We start from the raw sequence: 24,156 nt of genomic DNA, 5'->3' as shown, positions 1-24,156 counted from the left end.
TGTCACGACGTTACCGCGCACGTCCGTATCTCAAAAATATTAACGCCTGACAGGAAACAATGACGACAACCTACCCGCTGCACGATGCGCTGACCCGCGCCGACACGGCGTTTCCGGCCGACGCCGACGTCGTGATCGCCGGCGCCGGCATCATGGGCTGCGCGGCCGCGTACTACCTGGGCCTGCGCGGCCTGAAGGCCGTCGTGCTCGACAAGTCGCGCATCGCCGGACAGCAGTCGACGCGCGCATGGGGCTTCGTGCGGCAGCAGGGGCGCGAAGCCGCCGAGGTGCCTTTGATGATGGCCGGCATGCGGATCTGGGAAGGGTTAGAGGAAATCCTCGGTTTCGATCTCGAATGGCGGCAGGGCGGCTGTCTCTATATTGCGGACAACGAAACGGACTGGGCGTCGTTCAACGCATGGCTCGCCGTCGCGCGCGAGCACGGGCTCGATACGCGCACGCTGACGCGCGCGCAGATCGACGAGCGCGTCAGCGGCCTTTCGCCGCAGGCGCGCACGCTCGGCGGGCTCTATACCGCGACCGACGGGCAGGCCGAGCCGCGCCGTGTGGCCGCGGCATTCGCCGCACGCGCCATCGAGTCAGGCGCGCGCTTCTTCGAAGGCTGCGGCGTGACGGCGATCGAGACGGCCGGCGGCGCGGTCGTCGGCGTCGCGACCGAGCGCGGCACGATCCGCACGCGGCGCGTGATCTGCGCGGCCGGCGCGGCGAGTTTCCGGCTGCTCGACGGCGTCGGCATCCGGCTGCCGCAGCAGGCCGTGCGCGGCACCTGCATGCGCACCAACGTGGTGCCTCCGGTGTCCGCGTCGACGCTCTGGGGGCACGGCCTCGGCATCCGGCAACGCAAGAACGGCGCGATCAATCTCGCCGACGACATGCAGGTCGACGTCGACCTGACGCTTGGCCACCTGCGCGGGTTGAGTCTGTTCTGGCCGGAGTTCTGGTCGCAGCGCGACAAATTCCGGCTGCACCTGAATTCGGCTGCATGGCGCGACGCGCTGGTGCGGATCAACGGCACGACCGGGCCGATCGAGCCGCGCGATCCGCAGCCGCAGCCGAATCGTGCGCATGCGCCGCGCGCGCTCGCGAAGCTCAAGGCGATCTTCCCCGCGCTGAAGGACGCGCAGATCGTCGAGGCATGGGCCGGCCTGATCGACGTGCTGCCCGACGGCATTCCGGTGATCGATGCGCCGGGCACGCCGTCGGGGCTCGCGATCGCGACGGGGTTCTGCGGTCACGGTTTCGCGATGGGGCCGATCGTCGGCCGGCTGCTCGCCGAATGGATCGACACGGGTGCGCCGTCGCTCGACCTGTCGGCGTTTCGTGCGCAGCGTTTCGTCGATGGGACAATGGTGCGGCCGCGCAGCATGCTGTAGCGGACGAATCGATGCAATGACGTCGGGCCGGATCGCTGCGTTCCCGTCGTAGAATCGAGCCCGCATCCTTCAGGAGATTCCCCGTTGGCAACGCCTTCCGCCAAGCGCCGTTCGTTACGCTCGCGCCTGCGTCGTGCTCGCAACCCGTGGCAGGCGCCGCGTGCGCGCATGCTGTTCACGCGTCCCGCGACATCGCCGCGGCGCACGCTGCTGTTCCGTGTCGGCGCGGTCGCGCTGTTGTGCATGCTCGCGTTCCTCGTGCTGTATCTCGATCGCGACGGTTTGCGCGATTCGACCAAGAGCACGCCGATGACCGTCGCCGATCTCGTGTACTTCACGATGGTCACCGTCGCGACGGTCGGCTACGGCGACATCGTGCCCGTCACCGCGCGCGCCCGTCTGATCGATGCGTTCTTCATCGTGCCGATTCGCATCGTCATCTGGTTCATTTTCCTGGGTACGGCGTATCAGTTCGTGATCCAGCGCGTCATCGAGGAATTCCGCATGAAACGTCTGCAAAAGCAATTGTCCGATCACATCGTCGTGTGCGGGTACGGCCTGTCGGGGTCGATCGCCGTGCGCGAACTCCTCGAGAGCGGCGTCGATGCCGCGACGATCATCGTGATCGATTCGCAGCAGCAGGCGCTGGAGGCCGCAACGTCGCTCGGCGTGACGGGGCTGCTCGGTGACCCCGCACACGAGGATCTGCTGCAGCAGGCGCAGGTGCGCGCGGCGAAGGCCGTGATCATCTCGGTGACCGACGATCCGACCGCGATCCTGCTGACGCTGTCGGTGCGCAGCATCGCGCCCGATACGAAGATCGTCGTGCGGATCCAGGAGAACCTGTACCAGCGGCAACTGCGGCAAGCCGGCGCGGACGTGATCGTGTCGTCGACGAAGATCGGCGCGCTGCTGCTCGCGGATGCGGTGCATAGCCGCTATATCGTGCCGTTCGTGAACGACATGCTGTCGACGCGCGGGCGCGCGACGCTGCTGGAGCGCGAAGCATTGCCGCACGAGATCGGCTGCATGACCAATGTCGTGCCGGGCGCGATCGTGGTCGGGCTCGATCGCTGCGGGAAGATCCAGTCGTTTTATGAAGACCCGCCGTGCCGGATCGAGAAGGGCGATACGCTGGTGGTGATTCAGTCGGCGCGGATTCCGGATGCGGATGTTTGACGGCTGTCTTATAAGCGGAACGCGATAAATTCATGCCAACGCGCACGAACCGGCTCCATCGCGGAGCCGGCTTTCTTCCTTGTCGTCCGCGCATCCCGAATCAGCGCACGGGCGCCGCTGTCGCCAGCAAACTGCGCAGGAACACCATGATCATGTGCCCGATGGGCACGTCGGACAGGATCGACTGCTGCAGCGACAGGCCCTGCGAGAGCCCCATGAACGACACGGCCAGGACGGCCGGCGATTCGGGCGGCACCTTCTTCATCCTCGCGAAAATCTGTTCGATGCAATAGGCGAGGCCATCGCGGTGGCCGTCGAGTAACGCCTGCGACGCCGCTGCAAAAGCGGGGTTGCGACGCCCCTGAAGCTTGAACTCGACGCCCAGCACCGACCACTCGGGCTCGGCATCGACGGTCCGCGACCAGACGTCCAGCGCGTTCAAGATGTCGTCCCCGGTCGCGGACGGGTCGCTCAACGCCCGGGCGATGTCGGCCACTTGCGTCTTCGATCGCTCCCGCATCAACTCCACGAACAGCTCTTCCTTGCTCGCGAAATTCGAATAGAACGCGCCTTGCGTGTAGCCGGCCTCGGCCGCGATATCCCTGAGCGACGTGGCGCCGAAGCCGTGGTCGACAAACAGCCGCTTCGCCGCGGCGAGCAAATGTGCGCGGGTTTGCAGTCGACTTTCTTCGCGGCTCAGCCGCGGGGGAAGGGGCGCCGTATTCATGGCCGGAAGGATATCAGTTGATATTTGAGATAGATACCATTACGATCGCGTTTCACATATCACTTGATATGTGAAGCGCGGAGTGCGATTGTTCGTCCGGATGTCCGCAGCGGGGTTTGTTCCGCGCGCACGATCGTTTCGGCTGGGCGTGCCTGTCTGTAGGCGGCATCGGGGTGTTTGCCGCGGCGTCGGCGTTGTCGTTCCGCGGATTGTCCGTCTCTTCGCGTCGCGTTATCCGGCGCGCAGCGGTGCGTCGCATGCCGGTCAAGCGAATGCCGTCGTCTTGGAGCGTTGTAAAACAGTCTGTTAGTCATGCGAATCATGTCGATTCGCATGCGGATGCGGGACAGGAAGCAGAAGATGAGCGTGAGCAAGACCTATGCGCAGCTCGTTGCCGAGCTGGACGAACTGGACGAGGAAATCGAGCGCGCACGCGCACGTGAACGTATCGATGCGATCGCGAAGGTTCACGCGCTGATGGACACCTATGCGATCAAGCATCGCGACCTGGTCGGTCGAAACGGTCGCCGAGGTGCGTACATCGTGAAAGTGCTGCCGGCGCGGTATCGCGACCCGGCGAGCGGGAAGGAGTGGAGCGGGCGCGGCAACGCGCCGCTCTGGATCCGGGGCAAGGACCGCCGTCAGTTCGTGATACTCAAGCCGCCGTCGGCGGGCAAGAAAGCCAGGTCGGGTTGACGCCGCATGTCCGGAGCGCGGCCGGCGTCGACGGATACGACGGTAGCGCCGGGCCCGTCTGTCGCGCCGCCTGCGTTTATCCGCGGCCCACGAAAGGCATCGCGGTCGCCATGATCGTCATGTTCAGGATGTTCGTGTCCAGCGGAAGGCTGGCCATCTGGACGACCGCGTTCGCGACATGCGTGACATCCATGCGCGCCTCGGGCGCGAGGCTGCCATCGGCCTGCGGGACGCCTTGCGTCATTCGCTCCGTAAGCGATGTCGCTGCATTGCCGATGTCGATCTGGCCGCAGGCGATGTTGTACGCACGGCCGTCCAGCGCCAGCGACTTGGTGATGCCCGTCACCGCGTGCTTGGTGGCCGTGTATGCGATCGTATCGGGGCGCGGCGCGTGCGCCGAGATCGAGCCGTTGTTGATGATCCGGCCGCCCTGCGGCGTTTGCGCTTTCATCAGGCGCCACGCGGCCCGCGCGCACAGAAAGACGCCGGTCAGGTTCGTCGCGACGACGCCGTTCCACACGTCGAATTCGTATTCGCCGAGTGAAACGGGCGGGGCGTTGCGGCCGGCATTGTTGAACAGGACGTCGAGCCGGCCGAACTGCTGCGCGATTTGCGAAAACGCGCGGTCGACCGACGCTTCGTCGGTGACGTCGGCGGGAAACACGTGCGCGTCGCCGTCGGCGGCGCGGATCGCGTCCTGCGTTTTGCGCAGCGATGCTTCGTTGCGTCCGAGCAGCGCGACGGTGAATCCCGCTTGGGCGAGCGCGATGGCCGCCGCACGACCGATGCCGGATCCGGCGCCCGTGACGGCTGCGAATTTCTTCGTGACAGACATGGCTTGATGTCCTGCTGGTTGAATTGGGAAGGAGGGGCGATCGATCTCCTCGTCGCCCGGTCGATGCATTCGAAATGTGCCACGCGAAAGTTCGAGTGACATCGTACCGCTCGCTCGATTACGCGATAACCGCGACTATTTCTTCCGCCGGGGCACAGCCTTGCGCGCACGCGCGCCCGTCTCCGCGAACAGGTCGGCCACCACGCCGCGCAGCCACCGGTTCCCTTCGTCCTGATTGACCCGCGTGTGCCAGAGCATATGAATCGGCGCACCGGGCAGCGTGACGGGCAACGCGCGCCAGTCGAGCGAAAACGGCGCGGCGAGTTGCAGCGCGAGATGCTCCGGCACGGTCGCGATCAGGTCGGTGCGCTGCAGGATGTAGCCCACGCTCATGAAATGCGGCACCGTCAGCCGCACCTGGCGCTTCACGCGGCGCCGCTTCAGCCAGTCATCCACCTGCCCGTGGCCCGTGTCGGCCGACACCACGACCAGGTGCTCGGCGTCGCGCCATGCATCGACCGTCAGCGGCGCATCTTCGAGCGGATGCCCGTGCCGGAACAGGCACACATAACGCTGATCGAACAGCCGGCGCTGATAGAACCCGCCCTTGAGCTGCGGCAGCAGGCCGATCGCGAGATCGACGCGACCGTCGGCCATCTCGTCGCTCAGGTTGACGCTCGTGTTGCGCACGGTATTGAGCGCGATGCCCGGCGCCGCTTGCGACAGGTGTTCGATCAGCGCGGGCAGGAACACGACTTCGCCGATATCGGTCATGCCGATCGTCAGCGTACGCGTCGCGCGCAGCGGATCGAAACCCGTCTCGGGATTCAGCGCGGCATGCAGCGTCGCGAGCGCGTGCGACACGGGTTCCGCCAGCCGCAGCGCGAACGGCGTCGGCACCACGCCGCCCGGCCCGCGCACGAACAGCGGATCGCCGAGCCGGCGGCGCAGCTTCGCGAGCGCGTTGCTGACGCCCGGCTGGCTCATGTTCATCTGTTCGGCGACGCTCGACACGCGCCGCTCCTGCATCAGCCGCTGGAACAGCAGCAGCAGGTTCAGGTCGATCTCGCTCAGTTCCATGGGTTTCGCATTGCCCGGCTCATTGCATCCAGTGATGAAGCAGATTCATTTCATTTTATTGCGGGATGAATGTCCACTCCTGAAACTACCGATACGGCGCATGCATTCGACATGACCGCTGCGCAGCCCGCAGACCCCACATCTGAATATCGGAGACACCTTCATCATGCAGACGAACCTGAAGATTGCGATCGTCGGCGCCGGCATCGGCGGCCTGACGCTCGCGCTTGCCCTGCGCGAGCACGGCATCGACGCGCGGCTCTACGAGCAGACCGACGAATTGCGCGAAGTCGGCGCGGCCGTCGCGCTGTCGGCCAACGCGACGCGCTTCTACGAGCGCATGGGCTTGCGCGCGGCCTTCGACGCGGTATGCGCGGACATCCCGGGCCTCGTCTATCGCGACGGGCGCAGCGGCGCGGTGATCGGCCATCATCGCGGCGACCCCGACTATCGCCGGCAATTCGGCGGCGCGTACTGGGGCGTGCATCGGGCCGATCTGCAGGCCGTGCTGTCGAAGGCAGTCGGCGCCGATTGCATTCATCTCGGCCATCGGCTGGTCGATCTCGTGCAGCACGACGATCGCGTCACGCTTGCGTTCGACAACGGGGAGCGCGTCGAAGCGGATCTCGTGATCGGCGCGGACGGCGCTCGCTCGATCACGCGGCGCTGGATGCTCGGTTACGACGATGTGCTGTATTCGGGCTGCTCGGGCTTTCGCGGCGTGGTGCCGGCCGAACGCATGGACCTGCTGCCCGATCCCGACACGATCCAGTTCTGGGTCGGGCCGCATGGACATCTGCTGCACTATCCGATCGGCGACAACGGCGACCAGAATTTCCTGCTGGTCGAGCGTCATCCGTCGCCGTGGCCGTCGCGCGACTGGGTCATGCCGGCGGAAGAGGGCGAGCAATTGCGCGTGTTCAGGGACTGGCATCCGGCGGTGGTGCAGATGATCACCGCCGTGCCGATCAGCCAGCGCTGGGGGCTGTTCCATCGGCCGCCGCTCGGGCGCTGGAGCCGAGGGCGCGTGACGCTGATCGGCGATGCCGCGCATGCGCTCGTGCCGCATCACGGGCAGGGCGCGAATCAATCGATCGAGGACGCGGTGGTATTGGCGGCGCAACTGGAGAAGGCCGGGCCGGGCAACTGGCGCGAGGCGCAGGAAGCGTACGAGCGCCTGCGTCGCGGCCGTACGCGCAAGGTGCAGTACGCGTCGATTTCCGCGGCCGACGTGCTGCACCTGCCCGACGGGCCGGCCGCGCAGGCGCGCAACGCGCGTCTGGCCGAACGCGACAGCGTGCTGCATCACCTGGACTGGATTCACGATTTCGACGCGCTCGCCGAGGAACCGAGTGAGCGGCAGGGTGGTACGTGGCTTTGAGCCCGAAGCGCGTGGGTCGCGCCCAGCGCATCGCGCCTGTCGACGGACGACGGGCCGGGCATCGGCCGCCTTGACGAAAACGGGCGGGGCAACGCCCGCCCGCCGTCACTTCACGCACTCGAGCGCGTACTTCAACCCCTGCCCAAGCAACCCGCGCCACACGTCCCACGTATGCCCGCCATCGACGATGCGCAGCTCGGCCGGGTTCTGCGCACGGCGCAGCTGCGTGTACAGCACGCTCGATTCGGCCTGGATCGTCAGGTCGTCGTCGCCGGCCGCGATGAACATCGGCACGCGCCAGCTACGCGCGAAATAGCCGCGCATCAGTGCCGGATAGTTGAGCTCGTGCCACACGCGCGAGTCGAACTGCCGGTCGCCGAACACGCCGACATAACGCGCGGCGGAATTGAGCGGCGGCTCGTTCGCATAGATCGCGGGGCTCAGCAGCATTGCGCCGCAGAACAGGCCGGGTTCGAGCAGCGAGAAACGCAGCGCGCCGAAACCGCCCATCGACACGCCGCCGATCGCGCGGCCCGCGCGCTGGTTCGACACCGCGAAGTGCGCTTCGACTTCGGGCAGCAGGTCGTTGAGGAACGCGCTCTGCATCTTCTCCTTGCGGTCGACGTACCAGTCGGTGCCGCCCTGCGGCATCACGATCACGACGGGCGGAATCTCGCGGCGCTCGATCAGCGTGTCGGCGGTGGCCTGCAGCCGGCCCTGCGTGATCCAGTCGTTCGCGTTGCCGGCATTGCCGTGCAGCAGGTACATCACCGGGTAGCGCGCGCCTTCCGGGTTGTAGCCGGGCGGCAGGTAGACCGTGTACGACCAGTCGCGCTTCAGCGATGCCGACCGGAACGTGCGCAGTGCGACGCTGCTGCCCGGGTTGACCGGCGGCTCCTGGGCGGTCGACGGCGTCGTCGCGGTCTGGACGGCCGGTGGCGGCGGCGCGGGCGATACCGTCGGTGCGGCCGGCGTGGCGCGGGCGGTGGCGATGGAGCCGGCGATCAGGGCGACGGCGAACGGAAGGGCGAGTCGGCGCATGGCGAAGCGTTTCAGGAGAGGCGCCGGCTATCGTAACAGCGGCGCATGACGGCGCGGCGCGTCATCGCCGCGAACGGAACGGCAGCCGCGCGACGAGCGGCCCGTAGAGTTTGGCGACGAGATACAGCAGGCCGATCGCGACGACGTCGGCGGTCAGGCCGAGCGGCACGTCGAGATAACCTTCGGTCGCCTGGTAAAGCAGCGAATCGACCGCGAGCGAGATGCCGGTGCCCGCGACGAAGCACAGCAGCCCCTGCCGGCCGATCGTGCCGATCCACGGCATCGCGTGCGCGACCTTCTTCATCCAGCCGAGGTGCACGAGCTTGGCCGCGAGCCACGCGATCGCAAGGAAGTTCGCGAGCCGCAGTGCGCCGAGGTTCTGCTTGATCGACGGATCGGTTGGGAACGGCTCGATGCGCAGCCGGTAGTACGCACCGGCGGCGACGATCGCGAGCGACACGGCCGTCAGCAGCCAGCCCTGCGGCTTGGGCGCGAGCGTCTGGTAGACGGGCTGGCAGCGCGCGATCACGCCGAGCACGAACAGGAACTGCCACGCGAACGGATTGAAGTCCCACGGTGCGCCTTCGACGGTCGGCAAAAAGCGCGCGACGTGCGGCGCCGCGTACCACAGCGATCCGCTGAACGCGAGCATCAGCCACGGCTGCGTGCGCGCGAGCGGCAGCGCGAGCGGGACGAGCAGCGCGAAGAACGCATACATCGGCAACACCGACGCGAGGTACGGCTGGCGGCGGAACAGCAGGATGTCGCGCAGCGCGGCGAGCGGCTTGTGGAGCAGGCCGTCGAGGTCGTTGGTCGGCATGTTCGGGCCGTCGATCGCGAACGCGTTCAGCGCGGCCGTGATCAGCAGCATCAGGCCGGCCGTCACGAGGAACGCGCGGTAGATCTCGAACGCGCGCCGGATGAAGCGCTGGCGCGCGGCGGCCTCGTCGTGCCGCTCGGCGAGCGAGTTGTACGCGATCGCGGTCGCGAACCCGCCGAGGAACACGAATACTTCGGCCGCGTCGCACAGCGCGTACGCGTGCAGCGTCACGCGCGACAGGATGCTGCCGCCGATGTGGTCGACGACGATGACGAGCAGCACGAGGCCGCGGAAGAAATCGAGCTCGGCGTAGCGGCCGGCCCGGGCAGGCGCGGTCATCGGACCGCCTCCCGGCGCGGGCCGCGTGCGCGGCGGGCACACGACGCGCATGAATCGGGGTGAAGCATGACTTCGTGAAGAAATGACGAACGGATGCGCATTGTGCCACCGATGAGACACCTGTCGGGTTTACGCGGATGGCGGCCCGATCCGCCGCTGCCGATAAGCCCGGTCACGCTGTCTGCGCAACGGGGCAGTTGGGAGAGCGCAACGCTTTGCGCGCGGTTTCCTTACCCCGATGGACGGACGGTTTCCGACGTGACACCATTTTGTCTGCACGCGGCCGCACACCGCGTCGTCCGCCCTGCGGGCCACACATACAACAGACGAAACAATTCGCCGGGCGCTTGCCTGCCCGGCCCCCGGCTCCGGAGATCCGTCATGAAGAAGCACGTCATATTTGCCGCCGCGCTCGCTGCCTTCGCCGCGCCGGCCTTTGCCCAGAACAGCGTGACGCTGTACGGCCTGATCGACGAAGGCTTCAATTACACGAACAACGTGAACGTCAATGGGGTCGGAAAGACGAATTACCAGCTCGCGAGCGGCTTTGCGCAGGGCAGCCGCTGGGGCCTGAAGGGCACCGAGGATCTCGGCGGCGGGCTCAAGGCGATCTTCACGCTGGAAAACGGTTTTGACGTGAACAACGGCCGGCTCGGCCAGGGCGGCCGCATGTTCGGCCGCCAGGCCTTCGTCGGGCTGAGCGAGTCGCGCTTCGGCACGCTGACCTTCGGCCGCCAGTACGATTCCGTCGTCGACTATCTCGCACCGCTGACCGCGAACGGCAACTGGGGCGGCACGCTGTTCTCGCACCCGTTCGACAACGACAACACGGACAACTCGTTCCGCGTCAACAACACGGTCAAGTACGCGAGCGCCGACTGGAACGGCCTGACGTTCGGCGGCACGTACAGCTTCAGCAACAGCACCGGCTTCTCGAACAACCGCCAGTACAGCATCGGCGCGCAGTATTCGCTGGCCGGGCTGCAGGTCGCGGCCGCATACCTGCAGGCAAACAACCCGGGCATCGGCAACGCGGGCGCGATCGCGGCCGACGACGCGAACTTCGTCGCCGACCGCCTGCGGATCTTCGGCGGCGGCGTGAACTACACGTTCGGCCCGGCAACGGTCGGCTTCGTCTACACGAAGACGGACGTGAAGAACCCGGTGTCGACCGTCTACCTGCCGGCCTCGACGTTCGCCGGCCTCGGGCTGACCGCGACGAAGTTCCAGAACTTCGAAATCAACGGCAAGTACCAGCTCACGCCCGATTTCTATCTCGGCGCGCAGTACGTATACACGGACGGCAAGTTCGATGCCGCGGCCGGCTCGTTCAAGCCGAAGTACCACACGGTCGGGCTGATGGCCGACTACAGCCTGTCGAAGCGCACCGACGTCTATCTGCAGGGTGCGTGGCAAAAGGTCGCCGGCGACAAGACCGGCACGGCGGCCGACGGCGGCTACGTCGTCGGGACGGACGGCCCGTCCTCGTCGGCGAACCAGTTCGCGGTGCGCGCCGCGATCCGCCACAAGTTCTGACCGAGCGGCAGCCGGGGCCGAGCGCCCCGGCACCGTCCGTCGTCAGTCCGTCCGGCGCGAGCCGCCGAGCGTTTCCGCGAGCCAGTCGACGAAGATCCGCACGCGCGGCGCGAGATGGCGCCCGTGCGGGAACACCACCGACACGGGCAGCGGCTCGGCATGCCATTCCGGCAGCACCTCGACCAGCGAGCCGTCGGCGAGCAGCGGCGCGAGCCCGTCGCGCGGCGCCTGGATCAGCCCGAGGCCCGCGAGACAGCACGCGAGATACGCCTGCGAGCTGTTGACCGACACGGTGCTGTGCATCTTCACCGTGTGCAGCTCGCCCGAATCCATGTCCGCATATTCCCAGTCCAGCTCGCGGCCCGTGCGGCTCGAGAAATAGCCGACCGCGGTGTGGTCGGGCAGCTCGTCCGGCGAGCGCGGCGTGCCGTGGCGCGCAAGATACGCGGGTGACGCGCAGTTGATCTGCGCCATCTCGCCGATCCGCCGCGCGACGAGCGACGTGTCGGACAGCACGCCGACCCGCACCGCGCAGTCGATGCCGTCGGCGACGAGATCGACGAAGCGGTCGGTCGTGCTGATCATGACGCGCAGGCCGGGGTAGCGCGCGTGGAAATCCGCCAGCGCCGGGATCACCTGGTTCAGCGCGAAGCGCTCGGGCAGGTCGACGCGGATCACGCCGCGCGGTGAGTCGCGGGCGTCCTCGAACAGCGATTCCGCATCGTCGAGATCGGCCAGCAACTGCACGCAGCGCTCGTAATAGGTCGCGCCCTCGGCGGTCAGCGCAACGCGCCGCGTCGTGCGCTGCAGCAGGCGGATATTCAGGTGCTTTTCCAGATACTGGACGGCGTTGCTGACCGTCGGGCGCGGCAGTTGCAACTGCTCGGCCGCTTTCGTGAAGCTGCCGAGATGGGCGACGCGCGCGAAGATGCGCATTGCTTGCAGATGGTCCATGCGGGGCGGGAGCGTTGGCGGATGGGAACAGGCTCCATTGTTAATCAGCGTCGAATGGTTTGGTGGAGCGTTTCGCGTTTATCGCATTCCGCGATGCGCCCACAATCCGGTCCATCCACTTATCACTCGAAGGAAACGACATGGACACGCGTCGACTGGGCCGCACGGGCCCGCAGGTTTCGGCGATCGCGCTGGGCTGCATGGGGATGTCGGATTTCTACGGGCCGGCCGACCGCGACGAAAGCATCGCGACGCTGCACGCGGCGCTCGACCACGGAATCACGATGCTCGACACCGGCGATTTTTACGGAATGGGCGACAACGAGATGCTGATCCGCGACGCTCTGCGCGGCCGCGTGCGCGACCAGGTGCTGATCAGCGTGAAGTTCGGCGCGCTGCGCGATCCGGCCGGCGGGTTCGCCGGCTACGACGCGCGGCCCGCTGCGATCCGGAACTTCGTCGCGTATTCGCTGAAGCGGCTCGGCACCGACTACATCGACATCTACCGGCCGGCGCGCGTCGATCCGGCGGTGCCGATCGAGGAGACGGTCGGCGCAATTGCCGATCTCGTGAAGGCCGGGTACGTGCGCCATATCGGGCTGTCGGAAGCCGGCGCCGATACGATCCGCCGTGCGGCGGCCGTCGCGCCGATCGCCGATTTGCAGATCGAGTATTCGCTGCTGTCGCGCGGCATCGAGGCGGAGATCCTGCCTGCGTGCCGCGAACTCGGCATCGGCGTGACGGCCTACGGCGTGTTGTCGCGCGGGCTGCTCGGCGGGCGCTGGAGCACCGCGCGGCAGGGCGAGCGCGATTTCCGCGCGGCGAGCCCGCGCTTCCAGGGCGAGAACCTCGCGCACAACCTCGCGCTCGTCGACGCGCTGCGCGCGATCGCCGACGAGAAGGGCAGCAATCCGGCCCAGGTCGCGATTGCGTGGGTGCTGTCGCGCGGCGCCGACATCGTGCCGCTGATCGGCGCGCGCAAGCGCACGCAACTGCAGGACGCATTGCGTGCGCCTGAATTGCAACTAACGGTCAATGATCTGGACCGCATCGAAGCGGCGGTGCCCGCCGGGGCGGCTGCCGGCGACCGTTATCCGGCCGCACAGATGGCGCACCTTGACAGCGAGCAGGCGCGGGGGCCGGTTCATGGGGACTGAGTGGTTCGGTGGCCGGTGGCGCGTGTGATGCGACGCGAAAGCGAGCGTGCCGTTCGTGCTACGGCGACGCGTTTCCCGGGAGCGGCGTGCGCGCGTGAAGGGGCGCAAGCCCGCCCGACAGGCCCTAGCCAGCCTCAGGCAAAGCCAGATGGCGGGCGGCGTGGCAGGGGTTCACCATCGGCGCCGTACTCAACCGGACGGAACGCCCTCCATGCAAATTCATACGCTGACGATCATCGTGCTGGTTTTCCTGCTGGCCGGCGCGGTGAAGGGAATGATCGGGCTCGGCCTGCCGACGATCGCGATGGGGCTGCTGACGCTCGCGATGCCGCCGTCGGCCGCGGCGAGCCTGCTGCTTGTGCCGTCGTTCATCACCAATGTGTGGCAGTTGTGGCTCGGCCCGTCGTTCGGGCCGCTGCTGCGTCGCCTGTGGCCGCTGCTTGCCGGTCTCACGATCGGCACGCTGACGGGCGGGTTGCCCGCGCTCGCGGCCGGCAGCACGTGGACGCACGCGGCGCTCGGCGTGGTGCTGATCGCCTACGGTCTATGGGGGCTGGCCGCCGCGCGGCTGCCCGCGCCGGGGCGTCACGAAACATGGCTGTCGGCGGTGGTCGGCTACCTGACGGGCGTCGTGACGGCCGCGACCGGCGTGTTCGTCGTGCCGGCGGTGCCGTACCTGCAGGCGCTGCGGTTGTCGAAGGACGACCTGATCCAGGCGCTCGGGCTGTCGTTTACCGCATCGACGATCGCGCTCGGCTTGCAGTTGCGCGTGACGGGCGCGCTGCAGACCGTCGATCTCGGCGTGTCGGCGCTCGCACTCGTGCCGGCGCTGGCCGGCATGGCTGGCGGGCAATACGCGCGGCGCGTGATGAGCGAGAAGGCGTTCAGGCGCTGCTTTTTCGTCGGGCTGATTGCGCTCGGTGCGTACATGGCCGCTTCGGGGTGGCTGTAAGCGGGCATCGCCGGGGAGGGTGATGCCCGCCGTCCCGAAACATCCCGAAGCCGGTTTCTGCTGCCGGCTTCGGGAATCGTCACAGGGCGGCGGTCATGCCGCTCAGGCCGGATCGGCGTACTTCAGCGTCCACCCGAACGAGCGGGTCGTGCCCGTGCCGAGCGCAAACGGCTTCGTCGTGCATGCGAAGTTCGAATGCAACTGGCCGATCGGCGTCGTCGACAGCGGATTCGTCGTGCCGTTCACCGTGTCGAAGGCCGACAGCGCGCAGTTGTCGAACCCGGACGCCGCATAGCCGGTCGCGGCGCTGTTCGCGTACGTGACCGACACACCGTCGCCGTTGGCCTGCGTCGACGCGAAATCCGCGAATGACGTGAAGTCCGTCTCGACCGACAGGTTGCCGGTGAGCGTGCCCGAGCTCAGCGTATCGCTGCGCGCGACCGTGCCGTGCGCGAACGTCAGCACCGTATGCACCTGCAGGTCGAGATCGGTTGTGTACGCCGCGTTCTTCGACGCGAGACGGAACTTCGTCGTATCGAACGACACGATCACCTGGCCGTTGGCCTGCTGCACGTTCAGGTTCTTGTAGTACGTGACGGGAATGTAGGTCTTCCCGTTGTACGACACCTGCGGTACCAGCAGCGCATAGCCGAGATCGGTCGTGCCGTAGATCAGCTTGTCGGAGAACGGCACCGGATAATACGGCGTGAACGAGTTGTAGTCGGGTGCCTGGCTGAGGTTCAGGTTGATCACGCGGCGCCCGTCGCGCACGGTGAGCAGCGCCGCGCTGTACGGATGCGCGGTGTCGCCGGGCTGGTTGTACCAGGTGAGCGTGTAGCGCGGCAGCGCGTCGAGCCATGCGTTGTAGTCCGCATCCGCCATCGGCGCGTTGCCGCCGAAGCCGAGCTTGTTCCACCACGCGTTCACGTACAGGTACTGGTGCAGCAGGCTGAAGTTCTCGCCCATCACGCGCGGCTTGCCGCGATACGTGTCGGTGCCGCGGCCCTTGACCCACATGTTCACCGACGGCGTCGGCAGCGACGGGTCGTACCAGTAGGTGTCGAAGCGATGCGCGGCCTTGTAGATGAACGCGTACGCGACCTGCTTCTCCCGGTCGGACAGCACGCCGGCGTTGGCCGCGGCCGTCAGCACTTCCATGAACGCGGAATCGCCGTACGGGCCGATCGAGCGGCCGTAGTTGAAGCCCTGGCCGTCGCCGTTCAGTTGCGGGAGGATCAGGTCGACCGACTTGCGCAGATAGCCCTTCAGTTCCGGCGTGAGGTTCGCCTCGTTGCCCATCTCGAACGTGCGCTCGGTCACTTCGCCGATCAGCAGCGTGCTGTAGCGATCGAAGCGCGCCTGGTCGTAATAGGTCGTGTGCGTGTTCGACGCTTCGTCCGAGAAACCGCCCGACGAATCCTTGCGGATGTGGTTCGTGAGCGTGTACAGCAGCGCGTCGCGCGCGCCCATGGTCGCGACGGACGGATCGGTCGCCGACGCGAACGACGGGCTGCTCCAGCCGAGCTTCTGCCGCAGCCCGGCGATTCCGTAGGACACCGCATAGTAGTTCTGCGCGGTGTTGAGCGACGCGATGTCGATCGGTGTGCCGGCGGCCGGGCACGTACTCGTCTTGCCGCTCGCGTCGGGGCCGAACATGTCGCAGAAGGTGAGCCGCTGCTGCAGTGTCGCGAGCATCGCGTCGCTGAAGACTTCGTTGAGCATCCCGTGCGCCTTCAGGTTGTTCAGCGCGACGAGGTAGTAGTACTCGCCCCACGACGTATTCGCATACGCGTAGTTGCTGCCCGACTGCGCCATCATCGCGGTCGTGATCGTCTGGTACGTCGCGAGGTAGCTTGCGTATTGCGGGTCGCCCTTCGACTTCATGTCGATCAGGATGTACGACAGGCCGAGCGCGAGCTTGCCGGGCAGGAATTTGTCGCCGGTGTTCGTGTCGAGCACGTGGACCGGCGTGCCGTCGCCGAGATCCATCACGACCTGCGTGAAGTCGGGCGATTTCCGGATCAGGTCGAACAGCGCGCGCATCTGGCCCATCATCGTGACGGGAATGTTCGTGCCGGCCGGCACGCTGGTGTCGGGCGCGCCGTAGACGAGCGCCTGCAGCGAGTTCGCCGCGAGCGCGGGCGTGGGCGTCGAGGTCGACGGCGATGAAGACGGCGTGTCGGTCACGTCGCTGCCGCCGCAGGCGCTGACGAACAGGACGGAAAGGGCGCTGAGCGCGGCGCCGAGCGCGAATCTGCTGCGCGGATGCATTGTGTCTCCAGTTTTGAATAGTGATGACGGACGGGCTGGTGTGGCCGTTGCCGCGCTCGATGCCCGTACCTGACCTCCGCCTTGCAACCCTGATCCCTGACGACGGATGGCCTGAATCACAACTCGAGCGGGCAAGCGTTCTCCCCGCGCGGGCCGTGGCCGGCGTCGCGCTGATGCATTGGAAAACGTTTTCCAAATTTAGGCATCGATCGACGTGATGTCAATCAACTTTCACATTCGATGCGCCGGTAGAAACCCGAGTGGTGGGAATGAGCGGGGAGCGCGTGGGTCAAAATTGCGCGGAAATTGCGAGGGATTTTTTCGGCGATTGATGGAGTGTGGTGCGGGATGCCGGCGTGGAAGTGGTTGCCGGGAAGATTGCCGGGAGATGCGTTTTCGGTCTCATTTGAGAGAAAACGTTATCCATAAGGATCGAAATGAATCGAGCGCGATGCCGGGCTGCTCCGGCGTGCGTTACAGCTGGGCTTCGATCGCCGCTTTGTCGATCACCGGCCAGACTTGCCGGTTCAGGCAGTCGATATACGCGCGGTAGCGAGTGGCGAGATCGGTGTCGGTCATGGCCATGTCTTCGGGTGTCGATGGGTGGAGGCGTGTCGCACTCGTCACCGCGGCCCTGTTTCACCGGACAGAAACCCCACGAACTCCCGCGTGTACTTCGGCAGCGCGTCAAACGACCGCGCGCAGAGCGTCAGCTTCCGGTGGCTCCATGGATCGGATAGCTCGACGAGCCGCACGTCCAGCGTCTGCATCGCGCGCTCGGCAGCATGACGCGACACGATGCCGATGCCCACGCCGCTCGCGATCACGCGGCAGATCGCATCGAAGCTCTTCAGTTGCACGCGATAGCGGATCCGCTTGCCGAGCGCGCGCGCCTGATCGGCGAGATGCACCTGCAGCGCGCTGCCGTCGGTGAGGCCGATGAAGTCCGCGTCGGCGATCGTGTCGAATGCGACCTTGTCGTGCGACGCGAGCGGATGCGCGGCCGGCACGACGACGATCAGCCAGTCCTCGCGGAACGGCTTCTGTTCGAGCCCGCCGAGCCCGACCGAATCGGCAACGATGCCGACCTCGGCCGTCTTGTTGCGGATCGCGTGCACGATCTCCTGGCTCGAACGCTCCTCGACGCTGATCGACAGCTTCGGATGATGCGGCAGGTAATCGGCCAGCGCGTCGGGCAGGTATTCGCTCAGCGACGCCGTGTTGCACAGCAGCCGGATATGGCCGCGCAGCCCCTGGCCGTATTGCTGCAGTTCGCCGCGCATGTGGTCGATCTGCTGCAGCACGGTGCGCGCGTGGTGTTCGAGCGCGCGGCCGGCGTCGGTCGCCTGCGCGCCCGACTTGGTCCGGTGCAGCAGCGGCACGCCGAGTTCGTCCTCCATGCCGCGGATGCGTTCGCTCGCGGCCTGCAGCGTGATGTGCGTGCGCTCGGCGCCGCTCGTGATCGTGCCGGCCTCGCAGATGTTCAGGAAGAGCCGCAGGTCGGTCAGGTCGAAGCGCATGATGGGCGGGGAGCGATAGCGTTGGAATGGCCGATAAGTTAGCAGGAACCGCAGCACCGGTCTCAGGCGCAGCCTGAGGCGCGATTCGCCGATTCCGCATTTTCGGGGCACGATCGATGCCCGATCATGGCCGCATCTCGACCAGGGAGCCTGTCATGCAGATCGATTCGTCGTGGGGCGTGTCGTTCAAGATCGCGTTGCACGTGTTGTTCCTGTGTATCGGCATCGCGTGGGCCTGTTCCGAACTCGTCGCATGGTTGCGTTGAGCAGGGCGGCGGGCGCCTATTGAAACCAGGCTGCCATAGTTTTATCGAACGAAAATTATTCCGCTTCCGCGCGAAAAGACCATCAAGTTTTTCCGGATCGGGCCGTATTACCGGTAGCGAATGCCGGCCGGCGTCCGGTTCGTGATCGTTTGTCATCATTGTTTGCATCCGGTTACACGTCGGCCGTTCCGTTTTTGAGATGCTTGAAAGATTGTCAAACCGGAGTCGATCGTCCATGAAAACGCGCGAGATTCACCGCAAGGCGGCCTGGCTGTCGGGCCTGGCCGCCGTGCTCGTCATGGCCGGTTGTGCAAGCACGCAGTCCGTCCCGCCGAGCGACACGCTGGCGGGGCAGTCGTCGCCGTCGGGCCAGCCCGCCGCTGCGCCGTCGGCCGCCACACCGCCGCCGGCGCCGATTCTCGTCGCGCGAAAGTACGTCGTGAAGCGCGGCGACACGCTGACGGGCATCGCGTCCGCGAACGACTGCAGCGTTGCCGACCTGCGCACCTGGAACAAGCTGGGCGCGAACGGCAGGCTGCGCATGGGGCAGGTGCTGCGCATCGTCAGGCAGCAGCCGCTGCCGCCGTCGGGCGCGGCCGGCACGCAGGCTGCCGCGCCGGCCGGCGCGAGCGATGCGGTGGCGGGTAATCAGGCAACGGCACAGGCCTCGGCATCGACGGCGAGCGACCGTCAGGTCGTCAAGGAAACGAAGCGGCATGCGGGCGGCGTCGCGCTCAAGTGGCCCGCAAACGGCAAGATCGTCGAGGGGTTCCGGCCGGGCCAGAACCGCGGCATCCAGATCGCCGGCCGGCCGGGCGACCCGGTTCGCGCGGCGGCCGACGGCCGCGTGATGTACGCGGGCACCGGCCTGAACGATTACGGCAGCCTGATCATCGTCCAGCACAACGCGGATTTCCTGACCGCCTATGCGCACAATCGCAAGCTGCTCGTGAAGACGGGCGACATCGTGCGCCAGGGCGACGCGATCGCCGAGATGGGCGACCTCGACAACTCGCGCGTCGCGCTGCTGTTCGAGGTGCGGCGCGACGGCAAGCCGGTGAATCCGATGCCGTACCTGCCTTCGTCGCAAGGGTGAAGCGGGGCCGTTTCGCTGGAACGCGACGGCGGTCGCTGCTAGGCTAGGGGCTGTTTGCGAGTCCCGCGCGTCGCGCGGGGCCGACGGGCGTCTTTCGGGGATGCGCGGCGAATGCCGTCGCGGGCCGGCCGTCGGCGTGAACGGGCGCGCATCGCCGATGCGCGCCCGTATTGCTTCGTGCCATCGTTTCCGACAGAACACAGCTCATCCATGGAACACTCTCCGACACGTCGCTCGCTGTTGCTTGCCGCCGTTGCAGCACCGTTCGTCGCCGCGTGCACGTCCGCGCCGGTCGCCGACCAGGGGCGCGCCCACGTTGCGCAGGCCGAACTCGCCGCGCTCGAGAAAGCGTCGAACGGCCGGCTCGGCATCGCCGCGCTCGATACGTCGAACGGCGTGCGCATCGCCCACCACGCGCGCGAGCGCTTCCCGCTGTGCGGCACGTATGCGGTCGTCGCGGCCGCCGCGATACTCGCGCGCGGCTCGCTCGATGCGTCGCTGCTGCCGCGCCGCATCCTGTACCGCCGCTATGAAGTCGTGTCGGGCTCGCCGATCACGGAAAGCCACGTCGACACGGGCATGACGATCGCGCAGCTTTGCGAGGCGATGCTGCAGTCGGGCGACAAGGGCGCGGGCAACCTGCTGATGGGCGTGCTCGGCGGCCCGCAGGCCGTCACGTCGTTCGCGCACGGGAGCGGCGACACGACGTTCCGCCTCGATCGCTGGGAACCCGAACTGAACCAGGCCGCGCCGGGCGACGAACGCGACACGTCGACGCCGGTCGCGATGGTCGACGCGCTGCAGCGCCTGCTGCTCGGCGACACGCTGCAGGAACCGCAGCGCACGCAACTGACGGAGTGGATGGTCGGCGGCGCGCGCGGCGCGACCGGCATCGCGGCGGGCGTGCCGCCCGGCTGGCGCGTCGCGGACAAGGCCGGCACGGGCGGTTACGGCACGACGACCGACGTCGCGGTGCTGTGGCCGCCGTCGCGTGCGCCGATCGTGATGGCCGTGTCGTTCACGCAACCGCAGGCCGACGCGGCGGCACGCGCGGACGTCGTTGCATCGGCGGCGCGCATCGCGGCGGGCGCGCTCACCGCGACGGCCTGAGCGTCGCGCGTCTCGCGCAAAGCCGGCGTTTGGCTTATCGTGTCGGTCAGCGCGCGCCGGTGTCGGCGCGCGGGTCTTCCGTTTCTTCTGCCCTTTCATGCGCCGACTTCCGCCCCTACACGCGCTGCAGATCTTCTCGACGGTGGCTCGCCACCGCAGCTTCACGCGCGCGGCCGAGCAGCTATGCATCACGCAGGGCGCGGTGAGCCGGCAGATCCAGACGCTCGAGGCGCATTACGGCTTTCCGCTGTTCAAGCGCCATGCGAAGGGCCTTACGCTGACGGCGGAGGGCGAGCAACTGCTGCCGGTGGTCAACGAGAGCTTCGCGCGGATCGAGGACATCTCGATGAAGCTCACGCGGCAGCGCACCGATCTCGCGCTGAAGGTGCCGACCTGCGTGATGCGCTGGATGCTCCCGCGCATCATGCGCTTCCAGGGCGAGCATCCCGATCTCCATGTGCAGATCACGACCGCGTGGCAGCACGTCGTCGATTTCTCGACCGAGCCGTTCGACGCGGCGGTCGTCTACGGCACGTCGCCGGGCGCGGGCGTATTCGCGCTGCCGCTGTTCGACGAACGGCTGACGCCCGTGTGCGCGCCCGAGTTGCGGCAGGCGTCGCCGCTCGACGCGGTCGGCGATCTGGCGCGCCATACGCTGCTGCATCCGACACGCGACCATCGCGACTGGCGTGCCTGGCTCGATCATGCGGGCGAGCGCAGCGTCGATCCCGCGCGCGGGCCGACGTTCGACACGCTCGATCTCGCGACGAACGCGGCGATGCAGGGCTTCGGCGTCGCGATCGGCGACGTGACGCTCGTCGACGACGACGTCAGCGCGCGCCGGCTCGAACGGCCGTTCGACATCGTGCTCGAGACGGGCGCACGCTACTTCTTCGTCTATCCCGAGAACATCGGCAACCAGCAGAAGATCCGCGCGTTCAGCGACTGGATCGCGCGTCATCGGGACTGACGCGCGGCCGCGTCGGATCCGCCGCGCGCCGCGCCGGCAGCCGGTGTTACTGGTATGTCACGACGGCGATCATCGGCGCGAGATTGTTGCCCGGACGGTTCGGTAAAACGATTGCGCGCGAGGCCTGAGTAAAGGTCGTGGTCTTGACGGCCTGCTGGCTCGCCGCGTCGACGAACGCGATCTGTCCGGTCGCGGGGCGCGGGCAGTCGGCGCGCACGTTCGCATGCGCGGCGTCGGTCGTATCGAGCGCGAACGAGCAGGGCGGCTCGACGATCATGCCGGTGAAGTGGATGATGCCGGACGCACCGGCGGCAAAGGACGAGGACGTGGCCAGAAGCGAGGCAGCCAGGGCAAACGAGGCGGCGAACAAGCGATGCTTCATGACAGGCTCCAGAGAGGAAGCGCGTCGCAGCGGGGCCGCTCGGGTGGCAGTCCGTCAACGCTGCGGTGCTGAGTGCGTAAACGGCAAATCCATCGGATCTCTTGAATGAAAATTCGGAAATGACGGGAATAAGCAAACGGCGCCGTATCCCTTCAATCAATTTATCTCAAATTTGAGCGGCCGCAAGTTCGGGTATTGCCGGTGCGGTAAACCAGATGGGCGGTCGCTGGCGGACGCCGGTTGTTGCGGGTGAATCGTTGTGGAGTCAACGAGTTGGCAATGCCGCGAAGCGTCGTTCACGAAAAGAAAACGGCCGCTCGTGATGACGAGCGGCCGTGTGCGTGGCGCGGTGTGGCGGTGCGATCAGGCCATGCGCTTGCGCACCGCGCCGACGACGATCAGCAGCACGATCGCGCCGATGATCGATGCGATCCAGCCCGCGCCCTGGCCCGGAGCATACCAGCCGGCGGCGCGGCCGACGTAGCCGGCGACCAGCGAGCCGACGATGCCGAGCACGGCCGTCATCAGGATGCCCATCTTGTCGTCGCCGGGCTTGAGCGCACGGGCGAGGAGGCCGACGATGAGCCCGACGACCAGGGTTTCGATGAATTGCAGCATGAACGCCTCCCTATTGCTGTTGATCTGTTGACGAATGCACATTGACCCGTGCGGCGCACAAGGGTTCCATGCGGCGGCAAGCCGGCGCGTGGCGTGCCGAGTATCGCATGCGGGCGCGTCGCGCAGATGTCAGGTGGCCGGCGCGCCCGTGACCGGGTCGAGACGGCGGTAGCCTTCGGTCGCTTGCAGCAGCGTGCGCGTGTAGTCGCGCGCGACCTGCCCGGCGCGCACGTCCTCGACCCGTAGCTGCTCGACGATCTCGCCATGCTGCATCACGGCGACGCGCTGGCACAGGAAGCCGATCACCGCGAGGTTGTGGCTGACGAGGATCATCGTCAGGTTGCGTTCGCGATGCAGGCGGCGCAGCAGGTTCAGGATCTCGGCCTGCACCGAGACGTCGAGCGCGGACGTCGGCTCGTCGAGCAGCAGCACGCGCGGCTCGACGATCAGCGCGCGCGCGATCGCGACACGCTGCCGCTGGCCGCCCGACAACTGGTGCGGATAGCGGAAGCGAAACGTCGGGCCGAGCCCGACTTCGGACAGCGCGCGGGCGATTCGTGCGTCGGCGTCGTCGATCCCGGGGCGGCCCATGCCGTGGATCGACAGCGGCTCGCGCAGCGTCTGGTCGACCGTGAAGCGCGGGTGCAGCGACGCGTACGGATCCTGGAACACCATCTGCACGTGGCGGCGGAAGGCGCGATCGAGCGTGCCGCCGACCGGCCGGCCGTCGATCGACAGGCTGCCGGCCGCGAGCGGCACGAGGCCCGTCAGCGCGCGCAGCAACGTCGACTTGCCGGAACCCGATTCGCCGACGAGCCCGAATACCTCGCCGTCGCGCACCGCGAAGCTCGCGTCGCGTACTGCGTCGACGTGACCCGTGCGGGTCGGGAAACGGATCGATGCATGATCGACGTCGATCATCGTGCGGCCTCCTGGCGATCGGCGGATGTGGACGCATGCGGCGCGGGATCGAGCCAGGCCGGATCGCGCCGCAGCACGGGCAGTTCGTCCGGCGGGTTCGCGAGCGGCGGGTTCGCCGCGAGCAGCCCGCGCGTGTACGGATGCGTCGCGTCGCGCAGGTCGCGCGCGGCGCAGGTTTCGACCACGCGGCCCGCATACATCACCGCGACCCGATCGCAGAACGACATCACGAGCGGCAGGTCGTGGCTGATGAACATCAGGCCCGTGCCGTGCCGCGCGATCATCGCGTCGAGCACCGCGAGCACCTGCATCGAGACTGCAACGTCGAGCGCGGACGTCGGCTCGTCGGCGATCAGCAGGCGCGGCCCGGTCGACACCATCATCGCGATCATCACGCGCTGGCCCATGCCGCCCGACAGCTCGTGCGGATACGCATCGGCGACGCGCGCCGGGTCGCGGATCTGCACGGCCGCGAGCGCGTCGACGATCCGTTCGCGCAGCGCGCGGCCGCGCAGCCCGGGCTCGTGCAGCCGGAACGCTTCGCCCATCTGCTTCGCGACCGTCATCACCGGGTTCAGCGAATATTTCGGGTCCTGCAGGATCATGCCCATCTGGCTGCCGCACAGCCGCCGGCGTTCGCGCGGCGACATCGCGAGCAGGTCGTGGCCCGCGAAGCGCATCGTGCGCGCCGACCAGCGCGCGGCGTCGGGCAGCAGGCCGAGCAATGCGCGACCCGTCAGCGATTTGCCGGAGCCCGATTCGCCGACGATGCCGAGCCGTTCGCCGGGCGCGAGCGTCAGCGACAGGTCGCGCACGGCATCGGAGACGACACCGTCGTGCCCGCGAAAGCCGATCTTCAGGCCGTCGATCTCGCAGAGCGGTGCGGGCGAGGTGGCGGAATTCATCGACAT

At 67.3% G+C, this 24,156-nt stretch carries 22 protein-coding genes and 1 pseudogene; 10 read left to right on the top strand and 13 right to left on the bottom strand.

Features of this window, described 5'->3' with window-relative positions; translation table 11 throughout:
- Positions 1-59 precede the first annotated feature (59 nt).
- Positions 60-1,394, top strand: coding sequence for an NAD(P)/FAD-dependent oxidoreductase (locus LXM88_RS24625; RefSeq protein WP_262545076.1), 1,335 nt, complete (start codon positions 60-62; stop codon positions 1,392-1,394).
- An 84-nt stretch (positions 1,395-1,478) separates the two neighbouring features.
- Complete coding sequence (locus LXM88_RS24620; RefSeq protein WP_262545074.1) at positions 1,479-2,573, top strand: potassium channel family protein; 1,095 nt, start codon at positions 1,479-1,481, stop codon at positions 2,571-2,573.
- Positions 2,574-2,673: 100 nt separating this feature from the next.
- Here LXM88_RS24620 and LXM88_RS24615 read toward each other — a convergent pair whose 3' ends face one another.
- Complete coding sequence (locus LXM88_RS24615) at positions 2,674-3,300, bottom strand: TetR/AcrR family transcriptional regulator (RefSeq protein ID WP_262545073.1); 627 nt, start codon at positions 3,298-3,300, stop codon at positions 2,674-2,676.
- 360 nt (positions 3,301-3,660) lie between these two features.
- Between LXM88_RS24615 and LXM88_RS24610 the strand changes: the two genes are divergently transcribed.
- Complete coding sequence (locus tag LXM88_RS24610; protein WP_262545070.1) at positions 3,661-3,996, top strand: H-NS histone family protein; 336 nt, start codon at positions 3,661-3,663, stop codon at positions 3,994-3,996.
- Positions 3,997-4,072: 76 nt separating this feature from the next.
- Here the strand turns inward: LXM88_RS24610 and LXM88_RS24605 are convergent, their stop codons facing one another.
- Complete coding sequence (locus LXM88_RS24605) at positions 4,073-4,831, bottom strand: SDR family oxidoreductase (protein ID WP_262545069.1); 759 nt, start codon at positions 4,829-4,831, stop codon at positions 4,073-4,075.
- Positions 4,832-4,966: 135 nt separating this feature from the next.
- Positions 4,967-5,911 carry a LysR family transcriptional regulator gene (locus LXM88_RS24600; protein ID WP_262545068.1) on the bottom strand — a complete coding sequence of 315 codons (945 nt, stop codon included), beginning with the start codon at positions 5,909-5,911 and terminating at the stop codon, positions 4,967-4,969.
- 166 nt (positions 5,912-6,077) lie between these two features.
- On the opposite strand from LXM88_RS24600, the gene LXM88_RS24595 reads away from it, so the two are divergent.
- Positions 6,078-7,292: an FAD-dependent monooxygenase gene (locus tag LXM88_RS24595; RefSeq protein ID WP_262545067.1), complete on the top strand. Its 1,215-nt coding sequence runs from the start codon at positions 6,078-6,080 to the stop codon at positions 7,290-7,292.
- Between the two features lie 105 nt (positions 7,293-7,397).
- Here LXM88_RS24595 and LXM88_RS24590 read toward each other — a convergent pair whose 3' ends face one another.
- Positions 7,398-8,333, bottom strand: a complete 936-nt coding sequence (locus LXM88_RS24590) for an alpha/beta hydrolase (protein ID WP_262545066.1) — start codon at positions 8,331-8,333, stop codon at positions 7,398-7,400.
- Between the two features lie 61 nt (positions 8,334-8,394).
- Positions 8,395-9,492 (bottom strand): OpgC domain-containing protein, encoded by a 1,098-nt coding sequence (locus LXM88_RS24585; RefSeq protein WP_262545065.1) that lies wholly within the window; start codon positions 9,490-9,492, stop codon positions 8,395-8,397.
- Positions 9,493-9,873: 381 nt separating this feature from the next.
- Here LXM88_RS24585 and LXM88_RS24580 point away from each other — a divergent pair, with 381 nt between their 5' ends.
- Positions 9,874-11,028, top strand: a complete 1,155-nt coding sequence (locus LXM88_RS24580) for a porin (RefSeq protein WP_262545064.1) — start codon at positions 9,874-9,876, stop codon at positions 11,026-11,028.
- A 42-nt stretch (positions 11,029-11,070) separates the two neighbouring features.
- Here the strand turns inward: LXM88_RS24580 and LXM88_RS24575 are convergent, their stop codons facing one another.
- Entirely contained in the window at positions 11,071-11,982 is a 912-nt protein-coding gene (locus tag LXM88_RS24575) for a LysR family transcriptional regulator (protein ID WP_262545063.1), read from the bottom strand.
- A 140-nt stretch (positions 11,983-12,122) separates the two neighbouring features.
- Between LXM88_RS24575 and LXM88_RS24570 the strand changes: the two genes are divergently transcribed.
- Positions 12,123-13,139, top strand: a complete 1,017-nt coding sequence (locus LXM88_RS24570) for an aldo/keto reductase (RefSeq protein WP_262546914.1) — start codon at positions 12,123-12,125, stop codon at positions 13,137-13,139.
- A gap of 211 nt (positions 13,140-13,350) precedes the next feature.
- A complete protein-coding gene (locus LXM88_RS24565; RefSeq protein ID WP_258283957.1) occupies positions 13,351-14,091 on the top strand; it encodes a sulfite exporter TauE/SafE family protein in 741 nt (246 codons plus the stop codon).
- Positions 14,092-14,193: 102 nt separating this feature from the next.
- Here LXM88_RS24565 and LXM88_RS24560 read toward each other — a convergent pair whose 3' ends face one another.
- The 3 genes and pseudogenes from LXM88_RS24560 to LXM88_RS24550 form a co-directional block, all read right to left on the bottom strand.
- Positions 14,194-16,362 (bottom strand): hypothetical protein, encoded by a 2,169-nt coding sequence (locus LXM88_RS24560; protein ID WP_262545060.1) that lies wholly within the window; start codon positions 16,360-16,362, stop codon positions 14,194-14,196.
- A gap of 510 nt (positions 16,363-16,872) precedes the next feature.
- Positions 16,873-16,941: pseudogene (locus LXM88_RS24555) on the bottom strand (ester cyclase); the annotation flags it as partial.
- A gap of 44 nt (positions 16,942-16,985) precedes the next feature.
- Positions 16,986-17,882, bottom strand: a complete 897-nt coding sequence (locus LXM88_RS24550) for a LysR substrate-binding domain-containing protein (RefSeq protein WP_262545059.1) — start codon at positions 17,880-17,882, stop codon at positions 16,986-16,988.
- Positions 17,883-18,383: 501 nt separating this feature from the next.
- Here LXM88_RS24550 and LXM88_RS24545 point away from each other — a divergent pair.
- From LXM88_RS24545 to LXM88_RS24535, 3 genes are all read left to right on the top strand, one after another.
- Positions 18,384-19,244: a peptidoglycan DD-metalloendopeptidase family protein gene (locus LXM88_RS24545; RefSeq protein ID WP_262545058.1), complete on the top strand. Its 861-nt coding sequence runs from the start codon at positions 18,384-18,386 to the stop codon at positions 19,242-19,244.
- 210 nt (positions 19,245-19,454) lie between these two features.
- A complete protein-coding gene (gene bla, locus LXM88_RS24540; protein ID WP_262545057.1) occupies positions 19,455-20,354 on the top strand; it encodes a class A beta-lactamase in 900 nt (299 codons plus the stop codon).
- 97 nt (positions 20,355-20,451) lie between these two features.
- Complete coding sequence (locus LXM88_RS24535; protein ID WP_262545055.1) at positions 20,452-21,324, top strand: LysR substrate-binding domain-containing protein; 873 nt, start codon at positions 20,452-20,454, stop codon at positions 21,322-21,324.
- 46 nt (positions 21,325-21,370) lie between these two features.
- Here LXM88_RS24535 and LXM88_RS24530 read toward each other — a convergent pair whose 3' ends face one another.
- The 4 genes from LXM88_RS24530 to LXM88_RS24515 all read right to left on the bottom strand — a co-directional run bounded on the left by LXM88_RS24530 (position 21,371) and on the right by LXM88_RS24515 (position 24,156).
- Positions 21,371-21,706 carry a type 1 fimbrial protein gene (locus tag LXM88_RS24530; protein ID WP_262545054.1) on the bottom strand — a complete coding sequence of 112 codons (336 nt, stop codon included), beginning with the start codon at positions 21,704-21,706 and terminating at the stop codon, positions 21,371-21,373.
- Positions 21,707-22,069: 363 nt separating this feature from the next.
- A complete protein-coding gene (locus LXM88_RS24525; RefSeq protein ID WP_047903017.1) occupies positions 22,070-22,324 on the bottom strand; it encodes a GlsB/YeaQ/YmgE family stress response membrane protein in 255 nt (84 codons plus the stop codon).
- A 129-nt stretch (positions 22,325-22,453) separates the two neighbouring features.
- The gene (locus tag LXM88_RS24520) at positions 22,454-23,245 is read right to left on the bottom strand and encodes an ABC transporter ATP-binding protein (protein WP_262545053.1); all 792 of its coding nucleotides are present in this window, start codon (positions 23,243-23,245) and stop codon (positions 22,454-22,456) included.
- Complete coding sequence (locus tag LXM88_RS24515) at positions 23,242-24,156, bottom strand: ABC transporter ATP-binding protein (RefSeq protein ID WP_262545052.1); 915 nt, start codon at positions 24,154-24,156, stop codon at positions 23,242-23,244. Before LXM88_RS24515 ends, LXM88_RS24520 begins: the two co-directional genes overlap by 4 nt.

It is taken from the genome of Burkholderia sp. S-53 (genome assembly GCF_025560745.1).
In the GTDB taxonomy this organism is placed as follows: Bacteria; Pseudomonadota; Gammaproteobacteria; order Burkholderiales; family Burkholderiaceae; genus Burkholderia; species Burkholderia pyrrocinia.
This window is presented reverse-complemented; position numbering and strand designations above follow the sequence as displayed.

What these genes read in the sequence shown, in the direction of transcription:
- LXM88_RS24575 (WP_262545063.1), bottom strand. Translation starts at nt 11,982, where the DNA reads ATGGACCATCTGCAAGCAATGCGCATCTTCGCGCGCGTCGCCCATCTC.
- LXM88_RS24520 (WP_262545053.1), bottom strand. Translation starts at nt 23,245, where the DNA reads ATGATCGACGTCGATCATGCATCGATCCGTTTCCCGACCCGCACGGGT.
- LXM88_RS24625 (WP_262545076.1), top strand. Translation starts at nt 60, where the DNA reads ATGACGACAACCTACCCGCTGCACGATGCGCTGACCCGCGCCGACACG.
- LXM88_RS24530 (WP_262545054.1), bottom strand. Translation starts at nt 21,706, where the DNA reads ATGAAGCATCGCTTGTTCGCCGCCTCGTTTGCCCTGGCTGCCTCGCTT.
- LXM88_RS24550 (WP_262545059.1), bottom strand. Translation starts at nt 17,882, where the DNA reads ATGCGCTTCGACCTGACCGACCTGCGGCTCTTCCTGAACATCTGCGAG.
- LXM88_RS24565 (WP_258283957.1), top strand. Translation starts at nt 13,351, where the DNA reads ATGCAAATTCATACGCTGACGATCATCGTGCTGGTTTTCCTGCTGGCC.
- LXM88_RS24515 (WP_262545052.1), bottom strand. Translation starts at nt 24,156, where the DNA reads ATGTCGATGAATTCCGCCACCTCGCCCGCACCGCTCTGCGAGATCGAC.
- LXM88_RS24610 (WP_262545070.1), top strand. Translation starts at nt 3,661, where the DNA reads ATGAGCGTGAGCAAGACCTATGCGCAGCTCGTTGCCGAGCTGGACGAA.
- LXM88_RS24595 (WP_262545067.1), top strand. Translation starts at nt 6,078, where the DNA reads ATGCAGACGAACCTGAAGATTGCGATCGTCGGCGCCGGCATCGGCGGC.
- LXM88_RS24590 (WP_262545066.1), bottom strand. Translation starts at nt 8,333, where the DNA reads ATGCGCCGACTCGCCCTTCCGTTCGCCGTCGCCCTGATCGCCGGCTCC.
- LXM88_RS24585 (WP_262545065.1), bottom strand. Translation starts at nt 9,492, where the DNA reads ATGACCGCGCCTGCCCGGGCCGGCCGCTACGCCGAGCTCGATTTCTTC.
- LXM88_RS24545 (WP_262545058.1), top strand. Translation starts at nt 18,384, where the DNA reads ATGAAAACGCGCGAGATTCACCGCAAGGCGGCCTGGCTGTCGGGCCTG.
- bla (WP_262545057.1), top strand. Translation starts at nt 19,455, where the DNA reads ATGGAACACTCTCCGACACGTCGCTCGCTGTTGCTTGCCGCCGTTGCA.
- LXM88_RS24605 (WP_262545069.1), bottom strand. Translation starts at nt 4,831, where the DNA reads ATGTCTGTCACGAAGAAATTCGCAGCCGTCACGGGCGCCGGATCCGGC.
- LXM88_RS24580 (WP_262545064.1), top strand. Translation starts at nt 9,874, where the DNA reads ATGAAGAAGCACGTCATATTTGCCGCCGCGCTCGCTGCCTTCGCCGCG.
- LXM88_RS24600 (WP_262545068.1), bottom strand. Translation starts at nt 5,911, where the DNA reads ATGGAACTGAGCGAGATCGACCTGAACCTGCTGCTGCTGTTCCAGCGG.
- LXM88_RS24560 (WP_262545060.1), bottom strand. Translation starts at nt 16,362, where the DNA reads ATGCATCCGCGCAGCAGATTCGCGCTCGGCGCCGCGCTCAGCGCCCTT.
- LXM88_RS24570 (WP_262546914.1), top strand. Translation starts at nt 12,123, where the DNA reads ATGGACACGCGTCGACTGGGCCGCACGGGCCCGCAGGTTTCGGCGATC.
- LXM88_RS24615 (WP_262545073.1), bottom strand. Translation starts at nt 3,300, where the DNA reads ATGAATACGGCGCCCCTTCCCCCGCGGCTGAGCCGCGAAGAAAGTCGA.
- LXM88_RS24535 (WP_262545055.1), top strand. Translation starts at nt 20,452, where the DNA reads ATGCGCCGACTTCCGCCCCTACACGCGCTGCAGATCTTCTCGACGGTG.
- LXM88_RS24525 (WP_047903017.1), bottom strand. Translation starts at nt 22,324, where the DNA reads ATGCTGCAATTCATCGAAACCCTGGTCGTCGGGCTCATCGTCGGCCTC.